The organism is Burkholderiales bacterium (assembly GCA_023511995.1).
Taxonomy (GTDB): domain Bacteria; phylum Pseudomonadota; class Gammaproteobacteria; order Burkholderiales; family Thiobacteraceae; genus Thiobacter.
Genome location: JAIMAL010000009.1, coordinates 33784 through 54399, shown reverse-complemented (window position 1 = coordinate 54399; position 20616 = coordinate 33784). Strand labels below are relative to the sequence as shown.

Genomic DNA, 20616 nt, shown 5'->3' with positions numbered 1-20616 from the left:
CGGCGGCGGGCATGGCCCGCCTGGTGTTGTTGCGGGTTACTGGGCAGGGCCCGTGGGGGCGGCATCCCGGGGCAGGGAGGGTTCCTTGTAGCCGTAGCCCTTGCTGCGGGGATAGCCGGCCGCATCCAGCGCCGCATCCCAAGCGCCGGCATCGTAGCCCTTGAGGGGGGGCTGTCGCCCCACCACCAGCACCGGCACCTGGAGCGACCCCGCCAGTTGGCGCAGCGCGTCCGCATCCGCCTCACTGGCAGCGGGATTGCGGGGGGTGTAGGGAATACCCCGCCGCGCAAGATGAGCGCGTGCCTCATTGCAGGGCGCCCCGCATTCGGAAACGAAGAGGGTCACCGGAAAAGCCTGCGCCGCGCGCCGCGTGGCATAGGGCAGCTCGCCGCTGCTCACGGCATTGCCCGGCAGGCGTTTTTCCTCCACCTGGCGCGCTTCCGGCGGCGGTGGGGCATCGCTGTAATGCACTTTCCCGGAACGGTCCACCCAGCGGTAGAGCTCGCCGGCATGGGCCGAGAGGGTAACAAGGAGGAGAAGAGCCAGCCGGGTCATCAAATCCTCAATCCGTTGAGCCTTTTCCGATAATACGCTTCGTGGGCGCCCACACCCACCAGCGCACCGAGGAGGAAACCTGCCGCGCCCACCGCGGCGAGCCACCAGAGGTCGCGGCCTTCCCCATTCCCTTGCGGCACGGGGGCCGGCGGTGCCGTGGGCGGCTGCACCACCGGCGGTGGGGCGGGGGGAGGCTCGGTCGGCGTCATGATCAGAAAGCGGCTCGCCACCCAGCCCGTCTCGCCGGAGGCCAACTTCACCCGCGCGTGGCGCCCTTCGGTCTCCAGCACCTCCACCGGCGTGTCCTGGGGTAGGAGACGCAGGATGCGGGCGCCATCGGTCTTGTCGGCCCGCAGGTTGACGTGGCTGCCCTTTGCCACCGTGGCCGGCTGGGCAAGCGCCGCGCCGGTCACGCCCCAACCGCCCGGGCCAAACAGGAGACACAGGACCAGGGCGAGCCGCGGCAAACCCCGGGGCAGCCAGCGCGCCGGCTTGCCTTTGCCCCTTCTCCCGCGGCAGGGCCCAGCACCACCCCGGCCGGCGGATTTCGGGTCCAGCGTTCGCATGTGCGAAAATCTCCCGGGCGGTGACGCCGGGGCGCGCCTTGCGGGCGTTGACCGGCCTCACCGCCTTCCCCCTAGAGCTTGTCGAAGTTAACCACAGGGTCCCCGCGGGATCAAGGCTTGCCGCGGGCTTGGCGAGGTTTCCATGTCTTCTGCCCGCTGGGAGTTCTGGATCGATCGCGGCGGCACCTTCACCGACATCGTGGCGCGAACACCAGAGGGCCGGCTGCTCTCCCACAAACTCCTCTCGGAAAATCCCCGCCACTACCGGGATGCGGCGATTGCCGGCATCCGGGCGCTGATGGGACTTGCCCCAGATGCCCCCCTTCCCGAGGGGGAGATCGCCGTCCTGAAGATGGGCACCACCTTGGGCACCAATGCGCTCCTCACCCGCCAGGGGGCACGGGTGGCCCTGGTGATCACCGCGGGCTTTGCCGATGCCCTGGAAATCGGCGAACAGAACCGCTCCGACATCTTCGCCCTGCGCATCGAGCGGCCCGCGCCCCTCTATGAGCGGGTGATCGAAGCCCACGAGCGGGTGGGGGCCGAGGGCAACATTGTCCTACCCCTGGATGAGGACAGGCTTCACGCGGAGCTTGCGGCGGCGCGGGGGGCGGGCATCGAGGCGGTGGCCATCGTCTTCGTCCACGGCTACCGCCACCCTCGGCATGAGGCCAGGGCGGCGGCCATTGCGCGGGCGCTGGGCTTCCGCCACGTGGCGGCCTCCCACGAGGTGAGCCCCCTCATCAAGCTGGTGCCCCGCGGCCAGACCACGCTCGTGGATGCCTACCTCACCCCCCTCATTGCCGACTATGTGGCCGGCATCCGCGCGGCGCTGCCCGGCACCCGGATTTTTTTCATGCAAAGCCATGGGGGACTCATTGCGGCGGAGGAATTCCGCGGCCGCGACTGCCTCCTTTCCGGCCCGGCGGGGGGGATCGCCGGGGCGGTGAAAACGGCGGCGCAGGCGGGCTTCACCCGTCTCATCACCTTCGACATGGGGGGCACCTCCACCGACGTGGCCCATTACGATGGCGAGCTGGAACGGCGTTTCGACGCCACCGTGGCCGGCTGCCGCCTGCGGGTGCCCATGCTGGCCATCCACACCGTGGCCGCCGGGGGCGGTTCCATTCTCCATTTCGACGGGCACCGTTTCCTCGTCGGCCCAGACTCGGCCGGGGCGCTCCCAGGTCCCGCCTGCTACCGCAACGGCGGGCCCCTCACCGTCACCGACTGCAATCTCCTCCTGGGGCGCCTTCACTCCCGGCATTTCCCCCAGGTCTTCGGCCCCGGGGGCGATGCGCCCCTGGACGAAGCCGTGGTGCGCAGCGAGTTTGAAAGGCTCGCCCGCCGGGTGGGCGCGGCGGGCCCTGAGGAGGTGGCGGAGGGGTTCCTTGCCGTGGCGGTGGAAAACATGGCGGAGGCCATTCGCCGCATCACCCTCGAGCGGGGGCATGACCCCGCCGAATACACCCTGTGCTGCTTTGGCGGGGCAGGCGGCCAGCTCGTCTGCCGGGTGGCCGATCGCCTGGGTATCCGCCGGGTTTTCCTCCATCCCTTGGCGGGGGTGCTCTCCGCCTACGGCATGGGGGTGGCGGACAGCCGGCAGATCTTCGAGGAGGCGGTGGGGAGGGAACTGGGTGAAGCGGCGCTACCGTTCCTTGAGGAGGTGCTGGGAAGGCTCGAGGCACGGGGAAGGGCGGCCGCACTCAGCCAAAGGTGGCCGCAGGAGCGGCTGCGGGTGGAAAAAAGGCTGCAGCTCAAATACGTGGGCACCGATACCGCCCTGCCGGTGGCGTGGGGGGAGCTTGCGGCGATGGAGGAGGCGTTTGCCGCGGCCTACCGGCGCCTGTTCGGGTTCGTCGAGCCGGAAACGGCGATCGAGGTGGAGGCGGTGCTGGTCGAGGTGGTGGCGGAAGGCCTGGCGCCCCCCGCGCAAGCCCTGCCCGAGGGCTCGGGCCTGCCGCGGGAACAGGCCTGGCTCTACGTGGGCGGGCAGTGGTGCCAGGTTCCCCTCTATTTCCGGGCGGATCTGCGCGCGCGGCAGGAAATCCCGGGCCCGGCGCTGCTTATCGAGCCCACCTCCACCCTCGTCATCGACCCCGGCTGGCGGGGGGAGGTGCTGGCAGGCGGCGAGATCGTGCTTACCAGGCAGAGCGTTTCGACGGAACCGCAGGCGTCAGGCACGGAGCGGGACCCGGTGGCGCTCACCCTCTTCAACCGCCGCTTCATGGCCATTGCCGAGGAGATGGGCATTGCCCTTGCCCACACCGCCCACTCGGTGAACATCCGGGAGCGGATGGATTTTTCCTGCGCGCTGTTCAACCGGCGGGGCGAGCTCATCGCCAATGCGCCCCACATCCCCGTCCACTTGGGCTCCATGGGGGAGGCGGTGAACGCCATCCGTGTCCGTTTCGGCGCCGACATGCGGCCGGGGGATGTGTTCCTCGTGAATTCCCCCTACCACGGGGGCACCCATCTGCCCGACATCACCGTGGTCACCCCCGTGTGGGATGAAACGGGGCGGGAAATCCTTTTCTACACCGCCTCCCGCGGCCATCACGCCGATGTGGGCGGCAGCCAACCCGGCTCCATGCCCCCCGACAGCCGCACCATCGACGAGGAGGGGATGGAAAGTCCCGGCATGCGCATCGTTGCCGCCGGCCGTTTCCTGGAAGCCGAGGTGCGCGCCTGGCTGGCCGGCGGCCGCCATCCCGCGCGCAATCCCGCGCAGAACATCGCCGACCTCAAGGCGCAGATCGCCGCCAACGAAAAGGGCGCGCAGCAGCTTTTGGCACTGGTGGCACGCCATGGTCTGGCCCGGGTGGAAGCCTACATGGACTACGCGCTTGGGCTGGGGGAATCCTTGACGCGGCAGACGGTGGGGCGGCTTGACGATGGCGCCTTCAGCCTCGAGATGGACAATGGCGCCAGGATTTGCGTCTCCATTCGCGTTGAGCGGGAAGCCGGCAGGGCCATCATCGATTTCACCGGCACCTCGCCCGCCCGGGCCGACAACTTCAATGCCCCCCCTGCCGTGGTGCGGGCGGCGGTGCTCTACGTCTTCCGCACCCTGGTGGGTCAGGACATCCCCTTGAACGCCGGTTGTCTGCGGCCCCTGACCGTGGTGATTCCCCCGGGCTCCATGCTCGATCCCCGGCCGCCGGCGGCGGTGGTGGCGGGCAACGTGGAAACCTCCCAGGCCATTGTCGATGCCCTCTACGGCGCGCTGGGGGTCCTGGCCGCCTCCCAGGGCACGATGAACAATCTCACCTTCGGCGACGAGAAGCGCCAATATTACGAGACCATTTGTGGCGGCGCGGGGGCCGGGCAGGGGTTCCATGGGGCCTCGGCGGTGCAGACCCACATGACCAACTCCCGCATGACCGACGTGGAGGTGCTGGAGAGCCGTTTTCCGGTGCGGGTGGAGACCTTCGCCATCCGCCGCGGCAGCGGCGGGCGGGGGAGATGGCGGGGAGGGGACGGTGCAATCCGCCGCATCCGTTTTCTTACGCCCCTGGCCGCCGCCATCCTCTCCGGCAGACGGAAGGTGGCGCCCTTTGGCCTCAAAGGGGGTGAGCCGGGCGCCTGCGGGGAGAATCGGCTCATCCACGCCGATGGGCGTGCGGAGATTCTGCCCGGCTGCGTGGCGCTTCGCCTGCAGGCAGGGGATGCGCTGGAAATCGCCACGCCGGGCGGGGGTGGCTTCGGCAGCGTTACGGATTGCGGGAGCTGATGGCGCGCAGGAATTCGTTGCGCAACTGCTCGTTTTCCCGGAAGGCGCCTGTGAAGGCCTGGGTGTAGACCCGCTCGTCACCGCGGCGGTCTTCCCCCAGAAGCAGGCAAAGCTGTTCCGCCTCGATGACGCAGGCCGCGCCCTTTGCCCGCCCGTGGGTGACCAGGGCCTCCGCGATGTCGCGGGTCATCCACTCCTGGTAGGTGAAACGGTGACCGATGGCATCCACCATGCGCGCGATGCGGCCGAAGCCGTGCAGCCGTCCCCCCGGCAGATAGGCCACGTGGGCGATGCCGCGAAAGGGCACGAGATGATGGGGGCACACGCCGTGGATGGCGATCCCCCGCACCACCACCATGTCTTCCTGGGGGTCCTCGAAACCTTCGCCCAGGGCCTGGGCGGGATCCAGGGCGTAGCCGCCCAGCAGGCGTTTTTCCCACAGCTCCCGCACCCGCTGCGCCGTCTTGCCGGTGTGCACCGAATCGGGGGACACACCGGCGGCCCGCAGCAGATCGGTCACCGCCCGTTCAAAAGCGGCGGCATCGAAGGGCGAGAGCTGGGGGATGCCGATTCCCTCGCGGCGGGCGCCGGGCGGCGGATGGTCGAATACACAGGGCGCGGTGGGGGTCTTCATGGCGGCTTCTTCCATGATAGCGCAGGCTGCGCTTGCGCGGCGTCTAGAAAAGGGCCAGGGTGTCGTTGAGGAAACGGCGGCCGAGGGGGGTGGCGCGGATGTGCCCCGCTTTTCTTTCGATGAGGCCCCGTGCCTGGGCCCTCGCCAAGGCCGGTTCCATCACCGTCAGGGGCAGGCCGGTGCGCTGGGTGAAAAGGGCTTCCGGGAAGCCTGCGGCAAGCCGCAGGGCATTCATCATGAACTCCAGCGGCAGGGCCTCGGCCGGCACGCGGTGGCTTTCCTGCACCGCCTTGCCCTCGCGGGCTGCTGCCATGTAGGCCTTGGGCTGCTTGTGGCGCATGAGGCGAAGGATGCCGGCTTCCGTGGTGAGCTTGCTGTGGGCGCCGGCGCCAATGCCCAGATAATCGCCAAACAGCCAGTAGTTGAGATTGTGCCGGCATTCCTGGTGGGGGCGGGCGAAAGCCGAGACTTCGTAGTGAAGGAACCCGCAGCCTGCGAGCAGGGCTTCGATTTCCTCCTCCATGCGCGCTACCGTTTCCTCATCGGGCAGCTCGGGCGGTTGGGCGTGAAAGCGCGTGTTGGTTTCGATGGTCAGGTGATAGGCGCTAAGATGCCCCACCCCGCAGGCCAGGGCGACGGCCACGTCGGCCCGCGCCTGCGCCCTACTTTGGCCCGGCAGGCCGTACATGAGGTCCACGTTCACCCGATCAAAGAGGCGGACGGCCGCTTCCACTGCCCGGCGCGCCTCGGTGTCGTCGTGGATACGCCCGAGGGCGGCGAGATGCCGGGCGTTGAAGCTTTGCACGCCGAGGGAGAGGCGGTTCACCCCCGCCGCGCGGTAACCCTGGAAGCGGGCCTGTTCAAAGGTGCCGGGATTGGCTTCCAGGGTGATTTCCGCGCCGGCTGCCAAAGGCAGGAGGCTTGCCACACGGCCAAGAAGCCGGTCGATGGCCTCCGGGGAGAAGAGACTGGGCGTGCCGCCGCCGAAAAACACCGCCTCCACTGGTCGCCCCGCCACCAGGGGCAGCGCGGATTCCAGGTCCTGGAGCAGGGCGGCGAGGTAAGCCTCCTCCGGCAGCCTGCCGGACAGGGCGTGGGAATTGAAGTCGCAGTAGGGGCATTTGCGCACACACCACGGCAGGTGGATGTAGAGGGTGAGGGGCGGTGGGAAGCGAAGCGCCTCAAGCGTGACGGTCGGGGCCGGCTTTTGCCGGGGAAGCGCCGCGCCGGGGTCTGCGGCAACCGTCCTCATGCCCGATGTTCGTCCACCGCGGCGGCAAGCTCGCGCAAGCCCCGGGAGATGGTCACCGGATAGGGCGCGGCGCGGTTGAGAGACTTGAGGGCGTCCGGCAACCGTTCCAGTTCCCGGGCGCAAAGCCGGCGGGCGTCCTGCAGGGTGGGCAGCCGTTCGGTGCGACGCCCACCCTTCATCACCAGCTCGAGCAGGGGCTCGCCACTGTAACCCTCGCTGTCGAGGCACAGGGTGTCCCCCGCCATGCGCCCTCCGGCATCGTATTCCCGGTAAACCTGTTTGCGTCCCGGCCAGGTGGCCTTGCCTTCGGAACGCTTGCGCCGGGCGTGTCCGGCGTATTCCATCAGCTTGTAGGCGCAGTCGAGGTAGGGCACATCGCTGGAAGTGAGCATGCGGGTGCCCACGCCGAAACCGGTGATGGGCGCACCCTTTTCGAGGAGGGCCGCGACTTCGTATTCGTCCAGGTTGCCGCTGGCGAAGATGTGGGTGGCGGTCAGGCCGCCGGCATCGAGAATGGCCCGTACTTTCCGCGCGTGTTCCGCCAGATCGCCGCTGTCGATGCGGACCGCGCGGATGGCGATGCCCGCCCCTTTGAGGCGGGGGGCAAGTTCCACCACCTTGCGCGCAGCGGCTTCGGTGTCATAGGTGTCGATGAGGAGCACCACGTTGTTGGGCTGCGTGTGGGCGAAATGCTCGAAGGCACTGCTTTCGTCATCATGGGCCTGGACGAAGGAATGGGCCATGGTGCCGTAGCTGGGGATGCCGAAGCGGTATTCGGCAAGAACGTTGGAGCTGCCGTCAAAGCCCGCAATAAAGGCGGCACGCGCCCCCAACAGCCCCGCCTCCGCGCCGTGGGCACGGCGCAGGCCGAAATCCACGAGCAACCTGCCGGGCGCGGCCAGTCTCACCCGCGCCGCCTTGGAAGCCACCAGGGTCTGGTAGTGCAGCAGATTGATGACGCGGGTTTCCACAAGCTGCGCTTCCAGGATGGGGGCGGTGATGCGCAGGATGGGCTCGTCCGCGAAGAAGACGCGGCCTTCCGCCATGGCATGCACATCCCCGCTGAAGCGGAAGTTTTCCAGGTAGTGGAGGAAGCGGTCGTTGAAGCGGCCCGTCTGTTCCAAAAAACGCAGCTCATCGGGGGAGAAACGGGCATGGAGCAGATAATCGAGCACCGACTCCAGTCCCGCCGCCACCAGGAAATTGCGGTTTTCCGGCAGACGGCGGACGAAAAACTCGTACACCGCCACTTCGTCCATGTGGCTGTCCAGGTAGCCCTGGAGCATGGTGAGCTGATAGAGGTCCGTGAGCAGACTGCTCACCCTGCCGTTCATCGCCGTCGCCTCACTGGATGTCGCGGCTTGTGACTTCCACCACGCCCAGCGCCCGCATCTCCCTGAGGGCCCGTTCGCCATCGCCCGGATGGACATCGACGGCACGGATGCAGTCTGTGAGCAGCACCACGGAAAAGCCATGCTTCACCGCGTCCTTCACCGTGTTGAGGACGCAATAGTCCGTCGCTAGGCCCCCCACCAGGACGCGCTTGACGCCATACATTTGAAGCTGCATGGCAAGCGGCGTGTCCTCGAAGGCGGAATAGGCATCCTTCGTTGGCGTGGTGGCCTTGGAGATGATGGCGGTGAAAGCGGGCAGTTGCAGACTCTTCGGGAACTGGGCCCCTTCGCTGTCGGCGATGCAATGGGGCGGCCAGGGTCCGCCCTGCTCGCGGAAGGAACAATGGTTGGGCGGATGCCAGTCGCGGCTGGCGAAAATGGGCAGCCCCCGCGTGTGGAAGATGTCCAGCACGTGATTCAAGGGCGCGATCACGGCATCCCCGTCCGGCACGGCCAGCGCGCCGCCGGGCAGGAAATCGTTTTGCACATCGACGACGATCAGGGCGTCGCCATCGGCGGGTTTGATGGTGGTCATGGTCAAGTCCTGCTAAGCCAAGCCACGGAGATTGCAATGCGCAGGCAAGATTTTGCGCCCCTCCGTGTCCTCCGCGTACTCCGCGGGGAAAGCGTGTTCTGTTTAGACATCGAAAATGCCCCCGACTTTCAATTTTTCCACCAGTTGCGCCAGGGCCTTGCCCCGGTGGCTGATGCGGTTTTTCACGTCCATGGGCAACTCGGCGCCGGTCATGTTGAGTTCCGGCACGAGGAAATGGGGATCGTAACCGAAACCGCCGCTGCCGCGGGGCTCATCGATGATTTCGCCATCCCAGCGGCCTTCTGCAATGAGGGGCTCGGGATCGTGGGGATGGCGGACCAGGACGATGACGCAGTAATAGTGGGCCTTGCGGTTGGGCTCGTTGCTAAGCAGCGAAATCAGCTTCTCGTTGTTGCGGGCATCCGATTTGGGCTCGCCGGCAAAGCGCGCGGAATATACCCCGGGCGCACCGTTGAGGGCATCGACGCAGATGCCCGAATCATCGGCGAGTGCCGGCAGGCCGGAATGTTCCGCCGCATGGCGGGCCTTGACCAGGCAGTTTTCGATGAAGGTGGGATGGGGTTCCTCCGCCTCCGGGATGTTGAAGGCCGACTGGGGGAGGACTTCCAGCCCCAGGGGTTCGAGGATGCGCTCGATCTCCCTGAGCTTCCCCGGGTTGTTGGAGGCGATGACGAGTTTTTTCATGGGATTGCCAAAAAATCCTTCACCACGGAGGGCGCGGAGCGAATCTCTGGCTGTTCCTCCGTGTCCGCCAGCTGCCCCGTGGGGAACATTTCAGTTGGCCAGCGCGGCCTTCTGCGCGGCGATGAGTTCGCGGATACCCTTTTCCGCGAGATCCAGCAGGGCATTCATCTCGCTGCGGCTGAAGGGTACCCCTTCCGCCGTGCCCTGAATTTCCACGAAGCCCCCGCTGCCGGTCATGACCACGTTCATGTCCGTATCGCACTGGGAATCCTCGGCGTAGTCCAGATCCAGCACCGGCACTCCCTGGTAAATCCCCACCGAGACGGCGGCAACGAAGTCACGCAGGGGCGATTCCGTGATCACCCCCTGGGCGAGGAGATGGGTCACCGCGTCGTGCAGGGCGACGAAGGCGCCGGTGATGCTGGCGGTACGGGTACCACCATCGGCCTGCACCACGTCGCAGTCGAGATGGATGGTGCGTTCCCCCAGTTTGCCAAGATCGGTCACGGCACGCAGCGCCCGGCCGATGAGGCGCTGGATTTCCAGGGTGCGCCCGCTCTGTTTGCCCCGCGCCGCCTCGCGGTCGGTGCGGGTGCCCGTCGCCCGCGGCAGCATCCCATATTCCGCCGTCACCCAGCCGCTGCCCGTCCCCTTGACGTGGGGCGGCACCTTGTCCAGCACGCTGGCGGTGCAGATGACGTGGGTGTCCCCGCACTGGATCAGCACGGCCCCTTCGGCATGCTTGGTGTAATGGCGGAGGATGCGCACGGGGCGCAGTTCGTCGGCTCGGCGTTGGCTGGGGCGCATGGCGGTCAGAGGGCAGCAAAACCCAAATTATACGCCGCTCATTTGGAGTATTTGCGGATCGCTTCCTGGATTTCCTCAATGGCGCGCTCGATGTCCGCCTCGGTGATCTGGGTTTGCTGGGTGGGATCGCGGCTCACGCTGAAGGGATCGAGCTGAGTGCTCACCTCGTCGATGGGCATGCCCTGGGTGGTGATGAGCTCCTGGGCGAGTCCCCGTTTGACCGGCTCACCCCAGGTCATGCCGATGGCGGACAGGTTGTCCCCTTCCTCCCCACCGCGGAATTCGGCGTGGTCGAGAATTTCCGGAATCGCCGTGGTGATGGTGTAGGTGTCCAGGATGGAGGCGAGCTCGGTTTCCGACAGCACGCCCCAGACGCCATCGGTGCACAGAAGCAGTGTGTCCCCCTGCTGGATGGGTACGCGCCGGGACAGTTCCACCTCCGGCGGCAGGATGCCCCCGAGGCAGTTGTAGATCTTGTTGCGTTCCGGATGGGTGAGCATTTCCGCCTCGCTGATGCGCCCCTGGTCGAACATCTGCTGCACCTTGGAGTGATCGTGGGTGCGGGCGATGAGCTTCATGCCACGGAAGAAATAGAGCCGAGAATCGCCCACGTGGGCCCAGCAGGCGGTGTTGTTTTGCACCACACAGGCGACACAGGTGGTGCGGGGCGATTCCAGCAGGCCATGCTTGTCGGCGTAAGCAGTGATGGCCTTGTGGGCGGCATGCAGGGCGTGGTTGAGGAAGGCCTGGGGGTCCTTGAGGGTGGGCCGCGCGTGCTTCTGGAAAAGATCGGTGACCATCTCCACCGTGATCTGCGCCGCCACCTCGCCATGGAAATGGCCGCCCATGCCATCGGCCACCACCATGAGCAGCGCATCCTTGCTGTAGGAATAGGCCACCCGGTCCTGGTTGTATTTGCGACCCCCCTGGCGGCTGGCCTGGAAAATGGAGAACTTCATGGCGGGCGGTCAGAAGATTTCGCGGGTCAGCGTCGTCTTGATGCTGTCGATGAGGGATTTTTTCTTTTCCGGGCCAGGCACCACTTCCATGAGGGCCTTCTGCAACTGGAACACGCTCTGCGGGCGATCCATGTAATTGAGTTGCAGGCACCAGTCGATGATTTCAAGGAGCTGGTCCGAATACTGGCCGCCCCAGAGTTTCTTCGCCGAGACCAGCTTGTCGTTCTGCAGACGCTGGTCCGCCGCCTGGGGGGCGAAACCGGCCAGGCAGGCGAACATGCTGGCGCCGACGCTGTAGATATCTGTCCAGGGGCCGAGGATGTCGCGGTTCTTGTATTGCTCCGGCGCGGCAAACCCCGGCGTGTACATGGGGGACAGCCGGGGCTTCTCGTTGGTCAGGGTCTGCCGCGCGGCGCCGAAATCCAGCAGGACCGGCGAACCATCGAGACGGATGTAGATGTTGGCGGGCTTGATGTCGAGGTGCAACAGGCGGTGGGTGTGTACCTCCCGCAGCCCATTCAATAGCTCGGCGAAGACGCGGCGGATGAAACTTTCCTTCACCGTGCGCTTGCGGGACTGGATTTCCTCCTGCAGGGTCTTGCCGCGCTCATAGCGCATGACCATGTAGACGGTCTCATTGGCGCGGAAAAAGTTGATCACCCGCACCACGTTGGGATGGTTGATCTTGGCCAGCGCCCGCCCTTCCTCGAAAAAGCATTTCATGCCATAGCGGAAGGTGGCGAGGTTTTCGGCGCTGGTGGCCTGGACGACGGAGCCTTCCTCGCGCAGCACGAGCTGGCTCGGCAGATATTCTTTGATGGCCACCGGCACGCCGTTTTCATCGTGCGCCAGATAGACGATGGAAAAGCCTCCGCCGGAAAGCTGCTTGACCACCTTGTAGTTGAGCAGTTGATAGCCTTCCGGCAGAGCCCGGTTGGGTTGTGTCGCCATGGTGGAAAACCTGAGCCTGCTTTTCCTGGGGTTTTGCTTCGGTTTGACAAACTGCCCGTTTGTTGCCATTTTCGGCATTTGCCCCCGGGAAGTAAAGGCCGGGGCGGATTTTCGGGAGTACCATCAATGATCTACAGCATGACGGGCTTCGCGGCGGCAAGCCGGGAGATGGTGGGCGGCACGCTCAACCTGGAACTGAAGTCCGTCAACGGCCGTTACCTGGACCTGCAGTTCCGCCTCGCCGAGGAGCTGCGTGCCCTGGAGCCCTTGCTACGGGAAAGGCTTGCGGCACGGCTTGCGCGGGGCAAGGTGGAATGCCGCCTGTTCCTCACCCCGAGGCGGGATGCGGTGCCGCGGCTGGTCATCAACGCCGGGCTCCTTGAGCGCCTGCTTGCGCTGGAGGGGGAAATCCGCACCGCGGCGCCCGCCGCCGCCCCTTTGGCGGTGGCGGACCTGTTGCGCTGGCCGGGCATGATTGTCACCGAGGAAGTCTCGCGGGAGGCTTTGGCCGAGGCGGTGGAGGCACTGCTTGCCACCGCGCTTGCGGAGCTCGATGCCACCCGCGCCCGGGAAGGGGAGAAACTCGCCGGCCTCATCCGGGAACGGCTGGCGGCCCTGCGCCAGCTCGTGGAACGGGTGCGACCCCGGCTGCCGGCAGTGATTGCCGCCCTTGGGGAGCGCCTCGCTGCCCGCCTGCGGGAGGCGGGTGTCGCGGTGGATGAGGAGCGGGTGCGCCAGGAGATTGTGCTTTTCGCCCAGCGCGTCGACGTGGATGAGGAGCTCTCCCGCCTGACTGCCCACCTGGTGGAGGTGGAGCGGGTGCTGGCCCAGGGCGGGGCGGTGGGCAAGCGTCTGGATTTCCTCATGCAGGAACTCAACCGGGAGGCCAACACCCTGGGCGCCAAGTCGCTGGATGCGGAAGTCTCCCGCATCGCCATGGAGATGAAGGTGCTCATCGAGCAGATGCGGGAACAGGTGCAGAACATCGAGTGAAGGGAAGGGGCGCAAGGGCGGTCGCTTTGCCTGAGCCTCAGGGAGAAAACATGTCTGGCAATGTATTCGTCGTCTCCGCGCCCTCGGGCGCGGGCAAGACCAGCCTGGTGCGGGCGCTGCTCGCCGCCGACCCCCAGGTGAAGCTTTCCATCTCCTACACCACGCGCCCGCCCCGCCCGGGGGAGGTGGACGGGATGCACTATCACTTCGTCTCCGTGGAGCAGTTCATGGAGATGCTGAACCGGGGGGAATTCCTGGAAAGCGCCGAAGTCTATGGCAACTACTACGGCACCTCCCAGCGCTGGATCGAAGAGCAGCTCGCGGCGGGCACCGATATCCTGCTGGAAATCGATTGGCAGGGCGCAGCCCAGGTGCGACGGCTGATGCCGAAGGCGGTTTCCATCTTCATCCTCCCCCCCTCGCTGGAGGCCTTGCGGCAGCGGCTGACGGGGCGCGGGCAGGACAGCGAGGCCGTCATCGAACGGCGGCTTGCCGCCGCGCGGGAGGACATGAGCCACGTGGGGGAATTCGATTATGTTATCATCAACGATGATTTCGACACGGCGAGCCGCGATCTTCAGGCCGTCGTGCGCGCCCAGCGCCTGCGTGTGGAAGCCCAACTGGCGCGCCACGCCCACCTGCTCAAGGCCTTGCTGGGCTGACTTTTGCCGGATTTCGTGAGGTCAGTATGGCACGCATCACCGTTGACGATTGTCTGAAACACATCCCCAACCGCTTCGAGCTGGCGCTTGCCGCCACGGCGCGGGCGCGGCAGATCGCCAATGGCGCCACGCCCCTGGTGGAGCCCAACCGGGACAAGCCGACGGTCATCGCTCTGCGGGAAATTGCCGCCGGCAAGGTGGGGTTGGAGGTCCTCAACAAGGGACAGGCGTGAGCCTTCTTCGGCTGCCGCCAGGCTCCATGATCGCCCATGCACCTCATCGAGCTTCGTGAGCAGCTGACCTATCTCAAGCCGGAAGACGTCGCCCTCGTCGAAAAGGCATACCAGTTCAGCAAAGCGGCCCATGAGGGCCAGTTCCGCAAAAGCGGCGAACCCTACATCTCCCACCCCGTCGCCGTAGCCAGCCTCCTCGCCAAATGGCATCTCGACGCGCAGGCCCTGTGCGCGGCGCTGCTGCACGACGTGGTGGAGGACACGCCGGTCGGCAAGGAGGAGATTGCCGCCCAGTTCGGCAAATCCGTGGCCGAACTCGTGGACGGCGTATCCAAGCTGGACAAAATCGAATTCCAGACCGAGGCCCACGAGCAGGCGGAGAACTTCCGCAAAATGCTCCTTGCCATGGCGCGCGATGTGCGCGTCATCCTGATCAAACTCGCGGACCGGCTGCACAACATGCGCACGCTGGATTCCATGCCGCCGGACAAACGGAGGCGGATCGCCAAGGAAACCCTGGAAATCTATGCCCCCATCGCCAATCGCCTGGGCCTCAACAATCTTTACCAGGAGCTGGAGGACCTCGCCTTCCGCTACCTCTATCCCACCCGCTACCAGGTGCTGGCCAAAGCGGTGAAAGCGGCGCGGGGCAACCGCAAGGCCATCGTCGAGAAGGTGCAGGAAGCCATCGTGCAGAAGCTGAAGGAGGCGGGCATCGAGGCCACCGTCACCGGCCGGGAAAAGCATCTTTACAGCATCTACCGCAAGATGCAGGAGAAGGGCCTCAGTTTCTCCGAAGTGTTCGACATCTACGGCTTCCGGGTGATCGTCAAGGACGTGCCCAGCTGCTACCTCGCCCTGGGTGCCCTGCACAGCCTCTATAAGCCCATTCCCGGCAAGTTCAAGGATTACATCGCCATCCCCAAGGCCAATGGTTACCAGTCTCTGCACACCCATCTCTTCGGCCCCTTCGGCACCCCCATCGAGGTGCAGATTCGCACGCAGGAGATGCACAAGATCGCCGAGACGGGGGTGGCTTCCCACTGGCTGTACAAGACCGGCGAGGAGCCGATGGACAGCGCCCAGCAGAAGACCCACCAGTGGCTGCAGAGCCTGCTCGAGATTCAGAGCGAATCGGGGGATGCGGTGGAATTCCTGGAACACATCAAGGTGGACCTCTTCCCCGATGAGGTCTATGTCTTCACACCCAAGGGCAAAATCATGGCGCTGCCACGGGGGGCGACGGCGGTGGATTTTGCCTATGCGGTGCACACCGATGTCGGCAATCACTGTGTGGCGGTGAAAATCAACGGCGAGCTTGCGCCCCTGCGCACCGAGCTGCGCAACGGCGACCGGGTGGAAATCATCACCTCGCCCACCGCGCAACCGAAACCGGCCTGGCTCAATTATGTGGTCACCGGCAAGGCCCGTTCCCACATCCGCAACTACCTCAAGCGCATGCGCACGGAGGAGGCGGCAAGCCTCGGCGAACAGTTGCTGGCGCAGGCCCTGCGCGCCTTGGGCAGCGAGTTGTCGCGGGTCGACGACGCCCACTGGAACGAACTGTTGCGGGAGTACGGCCTCAACGGCCGGCAGGAGCTTTTGGCCGAAATCGGCTTGGGCAAACGCCTCAGTCTGGTGGTGGCGCGGCGACTGCTGGCCATCGGCGAGGAGCCCACCGACCGCCGCGCCATCGGCTCCATCACCATCCGTGGCAGCGAAGGGCTGGCGGTGCAGTTCGCCAAATGCTGCCGACCGATTCCGGGCGATCCCATCATCGGGTTCATCGACAAGGACCACGGTCTCATCATCCACACCCACGACTGCCCTGCGGTGGCGAGATACCGCGATGACCCGGACAAATGGGTGGATGTGGAATGGGAGCCGGATACCCATAGGCTCTTCGAGGTGAGCCTGCGTCTGGTGGTGGCCAATCAGCGGGGGGTGCTGGCCAAGGTGGCGGCGGCGATCGCCGAGAACAATTCCAACATCGAGAACGTCAGCATGGAGGAGGAACCGGGCAGCGCCTACACCTCCATGTATTTCACGCTCCAGGTGGAGGACCGCAACCATCTGGCGCGCGTGATGCGCGAGCTGCGCAAGATTCCCGAAGTGGCGCGCATCACGCGGGTGAAAGGCGAGCGGCGAGAAGCAACAACGGGAGCCAAAGCATGAGCAAAGAAATCATCCGCACCCCCGACGCGCCCCAGGCCATCGGCACCTACTCCCAGGCCGTGCGTGTCGGGCAGACCGTCTATCTGTCCGGGCAGATCGGGCTCGATCCGCAAACCCAGCAACTGGTGGAGGGCATCGAAAACCAGATCGACCGCGTCTTCCGCAATCTGCAGGCGGTGGCGGTGGCGGCGGGGGGAAGTCTTCAGGATGTGGTCAAGCTCAATGTCTTCCTCACCGATCTCGGCCACTTCGCCAAGGTCAACGAAATCATGGCCCAGTATTTCCGCGAGCCCTACCCGGCGCGCGCGGCGGTGGGTGTGGCGGCGTTGCCGCGGGGAGCCCTGGTGGAGGCGGACGCGGTCATGGTGCTAAGCCGCTGAAACCGGGAAAGCGGTGGCGGGCGCGGCGCATCCATCTCCCACATCGGTGATCGGCGAGGCCTCGCAGGCGGTGCGGGAGCGGCTCGAACGCCTGGGGATTCGCCGCGATTTCGACCTGGTGCTGCACCTGCCCCTGCGTTATGTGGATGAAACCCACCTCTATCCCATCCGTGAGGCGCCCTTCGGCCGCACCGTGCAGGTGGAGGGGCAGGTGGTCAAGGCCGAAGTGCGTCTGCGCCCCCGACGCCAGTTCCTCTGCCTGATCGAGGATGCCACGGGCAGCCTCTACCTGCGGCTTTTGCACTTCTATCCCAATCAGGTGAAGGCCCTGCAGGAAGGGGCGCGGGTGCGTCTTCTGGGGGAAATCCGCCAGGGCTTCCTCGGCCCGGAGATGGTCCATCCCCAGTTCCGGGTCGTGGGCAACCACACGCCCCTGAAGGAGAGCCTGACGCCCGTCTATCCCACCACCGCCGGTCTGTCCCAGCATGCCCTGCGGGCGCTCGTGGCCAAGGCGCTGGCGCGGCTCGATCTTAGCGACACCCTGCCGGTGGAGGTACGCGAGGCCCTGGGTCTGATGGAGTTTGCCGCCGCGGTGCGCCATCTCCACGAACCCCCTCCCCACGCCAGCGCGGCCGCCCTGGAGGCGCGGCAGCATCCTGCCTGGCAGCGGCTCAAGTTCGACGAGCTGCTGGCTCAGCAGCTTTCCATGCGCCGCCATTACCAGCGGCGGCGCCAGCGGCAGGCGCCGGTGCTGGCCCGCCGCGGGGCGCTCACCGAGCGGCTAAGGGAAAGCCTCCCTTTTCGCCTGACGGCTGCCCAGGAGCGGGTGGTGGCGGAAATTGCCCGGGACCTGGCCACCCCCCACCCCATGCACCGCCTGCTGCAGGGGGATGTGGGCAGCGGCAAGACCGTGGTGGCGGCGCTTGCCTGCGCCCAAGCGGTGGACAGCGGCTGGCAGGCGGCGGTGATGGCCCCCACGGAAATTCTGGCGGAGCAGCACCATCGCAAGCTCGCCGGATGGTTCGAGCCCTTGGGGGTGCGGGTGGCCTGGCTGACCTCAAGCCTGTCGAAAAAGGAAAAGGCAGCCATGCTGCGCCTCATCGCCGAAGGTGAGGCGCCCCTGGTGGTGGGCACCCATGCGCTTTTTCAGGAAGGAGTGGAATTCGCCCGCCTGGGGCTGGCGGTGGTGGACGAGCAGCATCGTTTCGGTGTCGCCCAGCGCCTCGCCCTCCACAACAAGGGGGTGAACCCCCACCAGCTCATGATGAGCGCCACCCCCATTCCCCGCACCCTGGCCATGAGCTATTACGCGGATCTCGACGTCTCCGTCATCGACGAGCTGCCGCCGGGACGCACGCCGGTGGTGACCAAGCTGGTGGAGGAATCCCGCCGCGATGAAGTCATCGCCCGCATCCGCGAGGCCTGCCGCCAGGGACGCCAGGCCTACTGGGTCTGTCCCCTGGTGGAGGAGTCGGAAAAACTCCAGCTCAAGGCGGCGGAGGAGACCTATGCCGCCCTTCGTTCCACCTTCCCCGACCTGCGGGTGGGACTGGTGCATGGCCGCATGGGGGCGCGGGAAAAGGCCCAGGTGATGGAGGATTTCAAGGCGGGCGAAATCCAGCTTCTGGTGGCCACGACGGTGATCGAGGTGGGGGTGGACGTCCCCAATGCCTCGCTGATGGTGATCGAACACGCCGAGCGCATGGGGCTTGCCCAGTTGCACCAGTTGCGGGGCCGGGTGGGGCGGGGGGCGGCGGCCAGCGTGTGCATCCTCCTCTACCAGCGGCCCCTGTCGGAACTGGCGCGGGCAAGGCTAAAGGTGATCTACGAATCTGCCGATGGTTTCGAAATCGCACGGCAGGATTTGGCCCTGCGGGGCCCCGGCGAATTCCTGGGCGCCCGCCAAAGCGGGGTGCCCATGTTGCGCATTGCCGACCCCACCGCCGACACCGAGCTGCTGAGCCTGGCCCGGGAGGTGGCGCCGCGGCTGCTTTCCGCGCATCCGGAGGCCGTGGAAAGGCACCTGGCGCGCTGGCTGCCGCAGGCGGAGGAATTCATGAATGCGTAGCAAAAAGGCTCGAAGTCGGGGCAACGCGTTTTTCCCATTCGGTGGGGGAAGTGCCAGGACCGTTGCTTGACGGTAGGGGCAAAGGGACCCTGTAATAACGTTACCTTGGGGCAGGGGATCGATAACGAGAAGGAGACAACCATGAAACTGCGCACTGGCTTGATCGGCTTCATCGCACTGCTTTTGAGCCTCCCGGCGTGGGCGGCGGATTTTTACATTCTCGGCGTGCAGGACTATGTCCGCAGTCCCATCATCGTGGTGCGGGAGTATCAGGGGCTCGCCAATTACCTCGGCCGTCAGTTGAAAAAGCCGGTACGGGTGGAGGCGGTCAAGACCTACGATGAATACATGAAGAAGGCGCAGGCGGGGCGCTACGACTTCATGTATGCGCCGCCTTCGATGATCATGAAGGCGAACCGTCTGGCAGGCTACGAGCCGGTGGTCAAGATTCCCGGCCTGCTTTCCGCGGCCTTCATGGCGCTGGCCGACAGCAACATCGCCTTCCCCGAGGACATGAAGGGCAAGCGCATCGGCTTCTACGAAAAGGACGCCATGATCACCCAGCTCGCCCTCGCGGAACTGAAGGCCATGGGCATCGATCCGGCCAAATACTTCCGCAGCGTCACCTTCTACAGCGATGCCACGGCGGTGCTCAATGCCCTGCAATACCGCCTGATCGACGTGGGGGTGGCGGCGAGCCCCCTCTTCAACGTATGGACCAACCGGGGCTACAACCTGGTGCTGGTGTTGCAGGGCAAGGGCATGCCCCACCTGACTTTCGCCGTGCGCAAGGACTTCCCGCAAAAGGCGCTGCTCACCCAGGCCCTGCTCAAGGCCCACGAGGACGCCGAGGCCGCGGAGTATTTCAAGTTCAACGGCTATACCCACTTCGAGCCGGCGCGCCTTGCCGACTACGACGAGCTGGTGAAGTTTCTCGACATCAAATGAGGCGGGTCAGCGGCCGATGACGCCTTCCACGGGGGAGCTCGGGCTTGCCTGATAGACCTTCTTCGGCATACGTCCGGCGAGATAGGCGGCGCGCCCCGCTTCCACGGCCATCTTCATGGCGCTGGCCATGAGCACAGGGTCGCGGGCGGCGGCGATGGCGGTATTCATGAGCACCGCATCACAGCCCAGCTCCATGGCAATGGCCGCATCCGAGGCGGTGCCCACTCCGGCATCCACGATGACCGGCACGGAGATGCGGTCGATGATGATCTGCAGGTTCCACGGGTTGAGAATGCCCATGCCGGAACCGATGAGGGAAGCCAGCGGCATGATGGCCACGCAGCCCAGGTCCTCCAGGCGCTTGGCGACGATGGGGTCGTCGGAGGTATAGACCATCACCTTGAAGCCTTCCCTGACGAGGATTTCCGCGGCGCGCAGGGTCTCCACCACGTTGGGATAGAGGGTCTCGGCATCCCCCAACACTTCCAGCTTCACCAGATCATGCCCGTCGAGGAGTTCACGGGCGAGCCTCAGGGTGCGCACCGCCTCCTCCGCGGTGTAACAGCCGGCGGTGTTGGGCAGATAGGTGTAACGGGAAGGGGGCAGGACATCCAGCAGCGAGGGTTGATTGGGGTCCTGGCCGATATTGGTGCGGCGGATCGCCACGGTGACGATTTCCGCGCCGCTGGCCTCCACGGCGCGACGGGTTTCCTCGAAATCCTTGTACTTGCCGGTGCCCACGAGGAGGCGGGAGGAATAGCTTTTGCCGGCGATGATGAGCGGGTCCATGGCGTGTCCGGAGAGGAAAGGGGCGTCAGCCGCCGCCGACGGCGACCACGATTTCGAGGCGGTCGCCGGGCTGAAGTTCCACCTCGGCGTGGCGGCTTTTGGGCACGATTTCGCCATTGCGTTCCACTGCCAGCCGCCTGCCGGCAAGATGCAGGGATTCGAGCAGGGCGGCCACGGTCGTATGCGGGGGGACGTGGCGCGCCTCCCCATTGACCCACAGCTCGATCACTTCAACAACGCCTCGAAAGTGAGTATGATAAGCGCCCAATTCTACCAC

General features: G+C 65.9%; 20 protein-coding genes. 8 read left to right on the top strand and 12 right to left on the bottom strand.

All coding sequences use genetic code 11. The annotated features are described in order from the left end of the window. Positions 1 to 36: 36 nt before the first annotated feature. Together K6T56_06405 and K6T56_06400 are read right to left on the bottom strand one after the other, a co-directional pair. Complete coding sequence (locus K6T56_06405; protein MCL6555974.1) at positions 37 to 555, bottom strand: glutaredoxin family protein; 519 nt, start codon at positions 553 to 555, stop codon at positions 37 to 39. Continuing rightward, positions 555 to 1121: an SH3 domain-containing protein gene (locus K6T56_06400; protein ID MCL6555973.1), complete on the bottom strand. Its 567-nt coding sequence runs from the start codon at positions 1119 to 1121 to the stop codon at positions 555 to 557. The genes K6T56_06405 and K6T56_06400 overlap by 1 nt, the downstream gene beginning before the upstream one ends. 142 nt (positions 1122 to 1263) lie before the next feature. Here K6T56_06400 and K6T56_06395 point away from each other — a divergent pair, with 142 nt between their 5' ends. Continuing rightward, complete coding sequence (locus K6T56_06395; GenBank protein MCL6555972.1) at positions 1264 to 4854, top strand: hydantoinase B/oxoprolinase family protein; 3591 nt, start codon at positions 1264 to 1266, stop codon at positions 4852 to 4854. On the opposite strand, the gene folE is transcribed toward K6T56_06395, so the two are convergent. The 8 genes from folE to K6T56_06355 form a co-directional block, all read right to left on the bottom strand. Further along, on the bottom strand, positions 4835 to 5488 hold the full coding sequence (gene folE, locus K6T56_06390; GenBank protein ID MCL6555971.1) for a GTP cyclohydrolase I FolE: 654 nt from the start codon (positions 5486 to 5488) through the stop codon (positions 4835 to 4837). The genes K6T56_06395 and folE overlap by 20 nt on opposite strands. Positions 5489 to 5531: 43 nt before the next feature. Next, positions 5532 to 6740, bottom strand: a complete 1209-nt coding sequence (gene hemW, locus K6T56_06385) for a radical SAM family heme chaperone HemW (protein MCL6555970.1) — start codon at positions 6738 to 6740, stop codon at positions 5532 to 5534. Next, complete coding sequence (locus K6T56_06380; GenBank protein MCL6555969.1) at positions 6737 to 8074, bottom strand: nicotinate phosphoribosyltransferase; 1338 nt, start codon at positions 8072 to 8074, stop codon at positions 6737 to 6739. Before K6T56_06380 ends, hemW begins: the two co-directional genes overlap by 4 nt. A gap of 10 nt (positions 8075 to 8084) precedes the next feature. Further along, positions 8085 to 8669 carry a nicotinamidase gene (locus K6T56_06375; GenBank protein ID MCL6555968.1) on the bottom strand — a complete coding sequence of 195 codons (585 nt, stop codon included), beginning with the start codon at positions 8667 to 8669 and terminating at the stop codon, positions 8085 to 8087. Between the two features lie 102 nt (positions 8670 to 8771). Next, the gene (rdgB, locus tag K6T56_06370) at positions 8772 to 9374 is read right to left on the bottom strand and encodes an RdgB/HAM1 family non-canonical purine NTP pyrophosphatase (protein ID MCL6555967.1); all 603 of its coding nucleotides are present in this window, start codon (positions 9372 to 9374) and stop codon (positions 8772 to 8774) included. A gap of 90 nt (positions 9375 to 9464) precedes the next feature. Next, positions 9465 to 10181, bottom strand: coding sequence for a ribonuclease PH (gene rph, locus K6T56_06365; GenBank protein MCL6555966.1), 717 nt, complete (start codon positions 10179 to 10181; stop codon positions 9465 to 9467). A 38-nt stretch (positions 10182 to 10219) separates the two neighbouring features. Continuing rightward, a complete protein-coding gene (locus tag K6T56_06360) occupies positions 10220 to 11140 on the bottom strand; it encodes a protein phosphatase 2C domain-containing protein (protein ID MCL6555965.1) in 921 nt (306 codons plus the stop codon). Between the two features lie 9 nt (positions 11141 to 11149). After that, positions 11150 to 12091 carry a serine/threonine protein kinase gene (locus tag K6T56_06355; protein MCL6555964.1) on the bottom strand — a complete coding sequence of 314 codons (942 nt, stop codon included), beginning with the start codon at positions 12089 to 12091 and terminating at the stop codon, positions 11150 to 11152. A gap of 126 nt (positions 12092 to 12217) precedes the next feature. Between K6T56_06355 and K6T56_06350 the strand changes: the two genes are divergently transcribed. The 7 genes from K6T56_06350 (at position 12218) to K6T56_06320 (ending at position 19550) form a co-directional block, all read left to right on the top strand. Further along, positions 12218 to 13084 carry a YicC family protein gene (locus K6T56_06350; protein MCL6555963.1) on the top strand — a complete coding sequence of 289 codons (867 nt, stop codon included), beginning with the start codon at positions 12218 to 12220 and terminating at the stop codon, positions 13082 to 13084. A 50-nt stretch (positions 13085 to 13134) separates the two neighbouring features. Next, positions 13135 to 13746 carry a guanylate kinase gene (gene gmk / locus K6T56_06345; protein MCL6555962.1) on the top strand — a complete coding sequence of 204 codons (612 nt, stop codon included), beginning with the start codon at positions 13135 to 13137 and terminating at the stop codon, positions 13744 to 13746. A 26-nt stretch (positions 13747 to 13772) separates the two neighbouring features. Then, positions 13773 to 13979: a DNA-directed RNA polymerase subunit omega gene (gene rpoZ / locus K6T56_06340; protein ID MCL6555961.1), complete on the top strand. Its 207-nt coding sequence runs from the start codon at positions 13773 to 13775 to the stop codon at positions 13977 to 13979. A gap of 36 nt (positions 13980 to 14015) precedes the next feature. Then, a complete protein-coding gene (locus K6T56_06335) occupies positions 14016 to 16154 on the top strand; it encodes a bifunctional (p)ppGpp synthetase/guanosine-3',5'-bis(diphosphate) 3'-pyrophosphohydrolase (GenBank protein MCL6555960.1) in 2139 nt (712 codons plus the stop codon). Continuing rightward, the gene (locus K6T56_06330) at positions 16151 to 16534 is read left to right on the top strand and encodes a RidA family protein (protein MCL6555959.1); all 384 of its coding nucleotides are present in this window, start codon (positions 16151 to 16153) and stop codon (positions 16532 to 16534) included. Before K6T56_06335 ends, K6T56_06330 begins: the two co-directional genes overlap by 4 nt. A 13-nt stretch (positions 16535 to 16547) precedes the next feature. Then, complete coding sequence (recG, locus tag K6T56_06325) at positions 16548 to 18602, top strand: ATP-dependent DNA helicase RecG (protein ID MCL6555958.1); 2055 nt, start codon at positions 16548 to 16550, stop codon at positions 18600 to 18602. Positions 18603 to 18743: 141 nt separating this feature from the next. Continuing rightward, complete coding sequence (locus K6T56_06320; protein MCL6555957.1) at positions 18744 to 19550, top strand: PhnD/SsuA/transferrin family substrate-binding protein; 807 nt, start codon at positions 18744 to 18746, stop codon at positions 19548 to 19550. A gap of 6 nt (positions 19551 to 19556) precedes the next feature. Here K6T56_06320 and K6T56_06315 read toward each other — a convergent pair whose 3' ends face one another. Both K6T56_06315 and thiS read right to left on the bottom strand, forming a co-directional pair. After that, the gene (locus tag K6T56_06315; protein ID MCL6555956.1) at positions 19557 to 20339 is read right to left on the bottom strand and encodes a thiazole synthase; all 783 of its coding nucleotides are present in this window, start codon (positions 20337 to 20339) and stop codon (positions 19557 to 19559) included. A gap of 25 nt (positions 20340 to 20364) precedes the next feature. Beyond that, positions 20365 to 20565, bottom strand: a complete 201-nt coding sequence (gene thiS, locus K6T56_06310) for a sulfur carrier protein ThiS (GenBank protein ID MCL6555955.1) — start codon at positions 20563 to 20565, stop codon at positions 20365 to 20367. Positions 20566 to 20616: the final 51 nt, after the last annotated feature.

Bases quoted from the DNA above. Each gene is read 5' to 3' on its own strand.
- K6T56_06320 (MCL6555957.1), top strand. From the start codon at position 18,744: ATGAAACTGCGCACTGGCTTGATCGGCTTCATCGCACTGCTTTTGAGC.
- rph (MCL6555966.1), bottom strand. From the start codon at position 10,181: ATGCGCCCCAGCCAACGCCGAGCCGACGAACTGCGCCCCGTGCGCATC.
- K6T56_06350 (MCL6555963.1), top strand. From the start codon at position 12,218: ATGATCTACAGCATGACGGGCTTCGCGGCGGCAAGCCGGGAGATGGTG.
- rpoZ (MCL6555961.1), top strand. From the start codon at position 13,773: ATGGCACGCATCACCGTTGACGATTGTCTGAAACACATCCCCAACCGC.
- K6T56_06405 (MCL6555974.1), bottom strand. From the start codon at position 555: ATGACCCGGCTGGCTCTTCTCCTCCTTGTTACCCTCTCGGCCCATGCC.
- rdgB (MCL6555967.1), bottom strand. From the start codon at position 9,374: ATGAAAAAACTCGTCATCGCCTCCAACAACCCGGGGAAGCTCAGGGAG.
- gmk (MCL6555962.1), top strand. From the start codon at position 13,135: ATGTCTGGCAATGTATTCGTCGTCTCCGCGCCCTCGGGCGCGGGCAAG.
- K6T56_06375 (MCL6555968.1), bottom strand. From the start codon at position 8,669: ATGACCACCATCAAACCCGCCGATGGCGACGCCCTGATCGTCGTCGAT.
- K6T56_06315 (MCL6555956.1), bottom strand. From the start codon at position 20,339: ATGGACCCGCTCATCATCGCCGGCAAAAGCTATTCCTCCCGCCTCCTC.
- K6T56_06395 (MCL6555972.1), top strand. From the start codon at position 1,264: ATGTCTTCTGCCCGCTGGGAGTTCTGGATCGATCGCGGCGGCACCTTC.
- K6T56_06380 (MCL6555969.1), bottom strand. From the start codon at position 8,074: ATGAACGGCAGGGTGAGCAGTCTGCTCACGGACCTCTATCAGCTCACC.
- K6T56_06360 (MCL6555965.1), bottom strand. From the start codon at position 11,140: ATGAAGTTCTCCATTTTCCAGGCCAGCCGCCAGGGGGGTCGCAAATAC.
- folE (MCL6555971.1), bottom strand. From the start codon at position 5,488: ATGAAGACCCCCACCGCGCCCTGTGTATTCGACCATCCGCCGCCCGGC.
- K6T56_06335 (MCL6555960.1), top strand. From the start codon at position 14,016: ATGCACCTCATCGAGCTTCGTGAGCAGCTGACCTATCTCAAGCCGGAA.
- K6T56_06355 (MCL6555964.1), bottom strand. From the start codon at position 12,091: ATGGCGACACAACCCAACCGGGCTCTGCCGGAAGGCTATCAACTGCTC.
- K6T56_06330 (MCL6555959.1), top strand. From the start codon at position 16,151: ATGAGCAAAGAAATCATCCGCACCCCCGACGCGCCCCAGGCCATCGGC.
- K6T56_06400 (MCL6555973.1), bottom strand. From the start codon at position 1,121: ATGCGAACGCTGGACCCGAAATCCGCCGGCCGGGGTGGTGCTGGGCCC.
- hemW (MCL6555970.1), bottom strand. From the start codon at position 6,740: ATGAGGACGGTTGCCGCAGACCCCGGCGCGGCGCTTCCCCGGCAAAAG.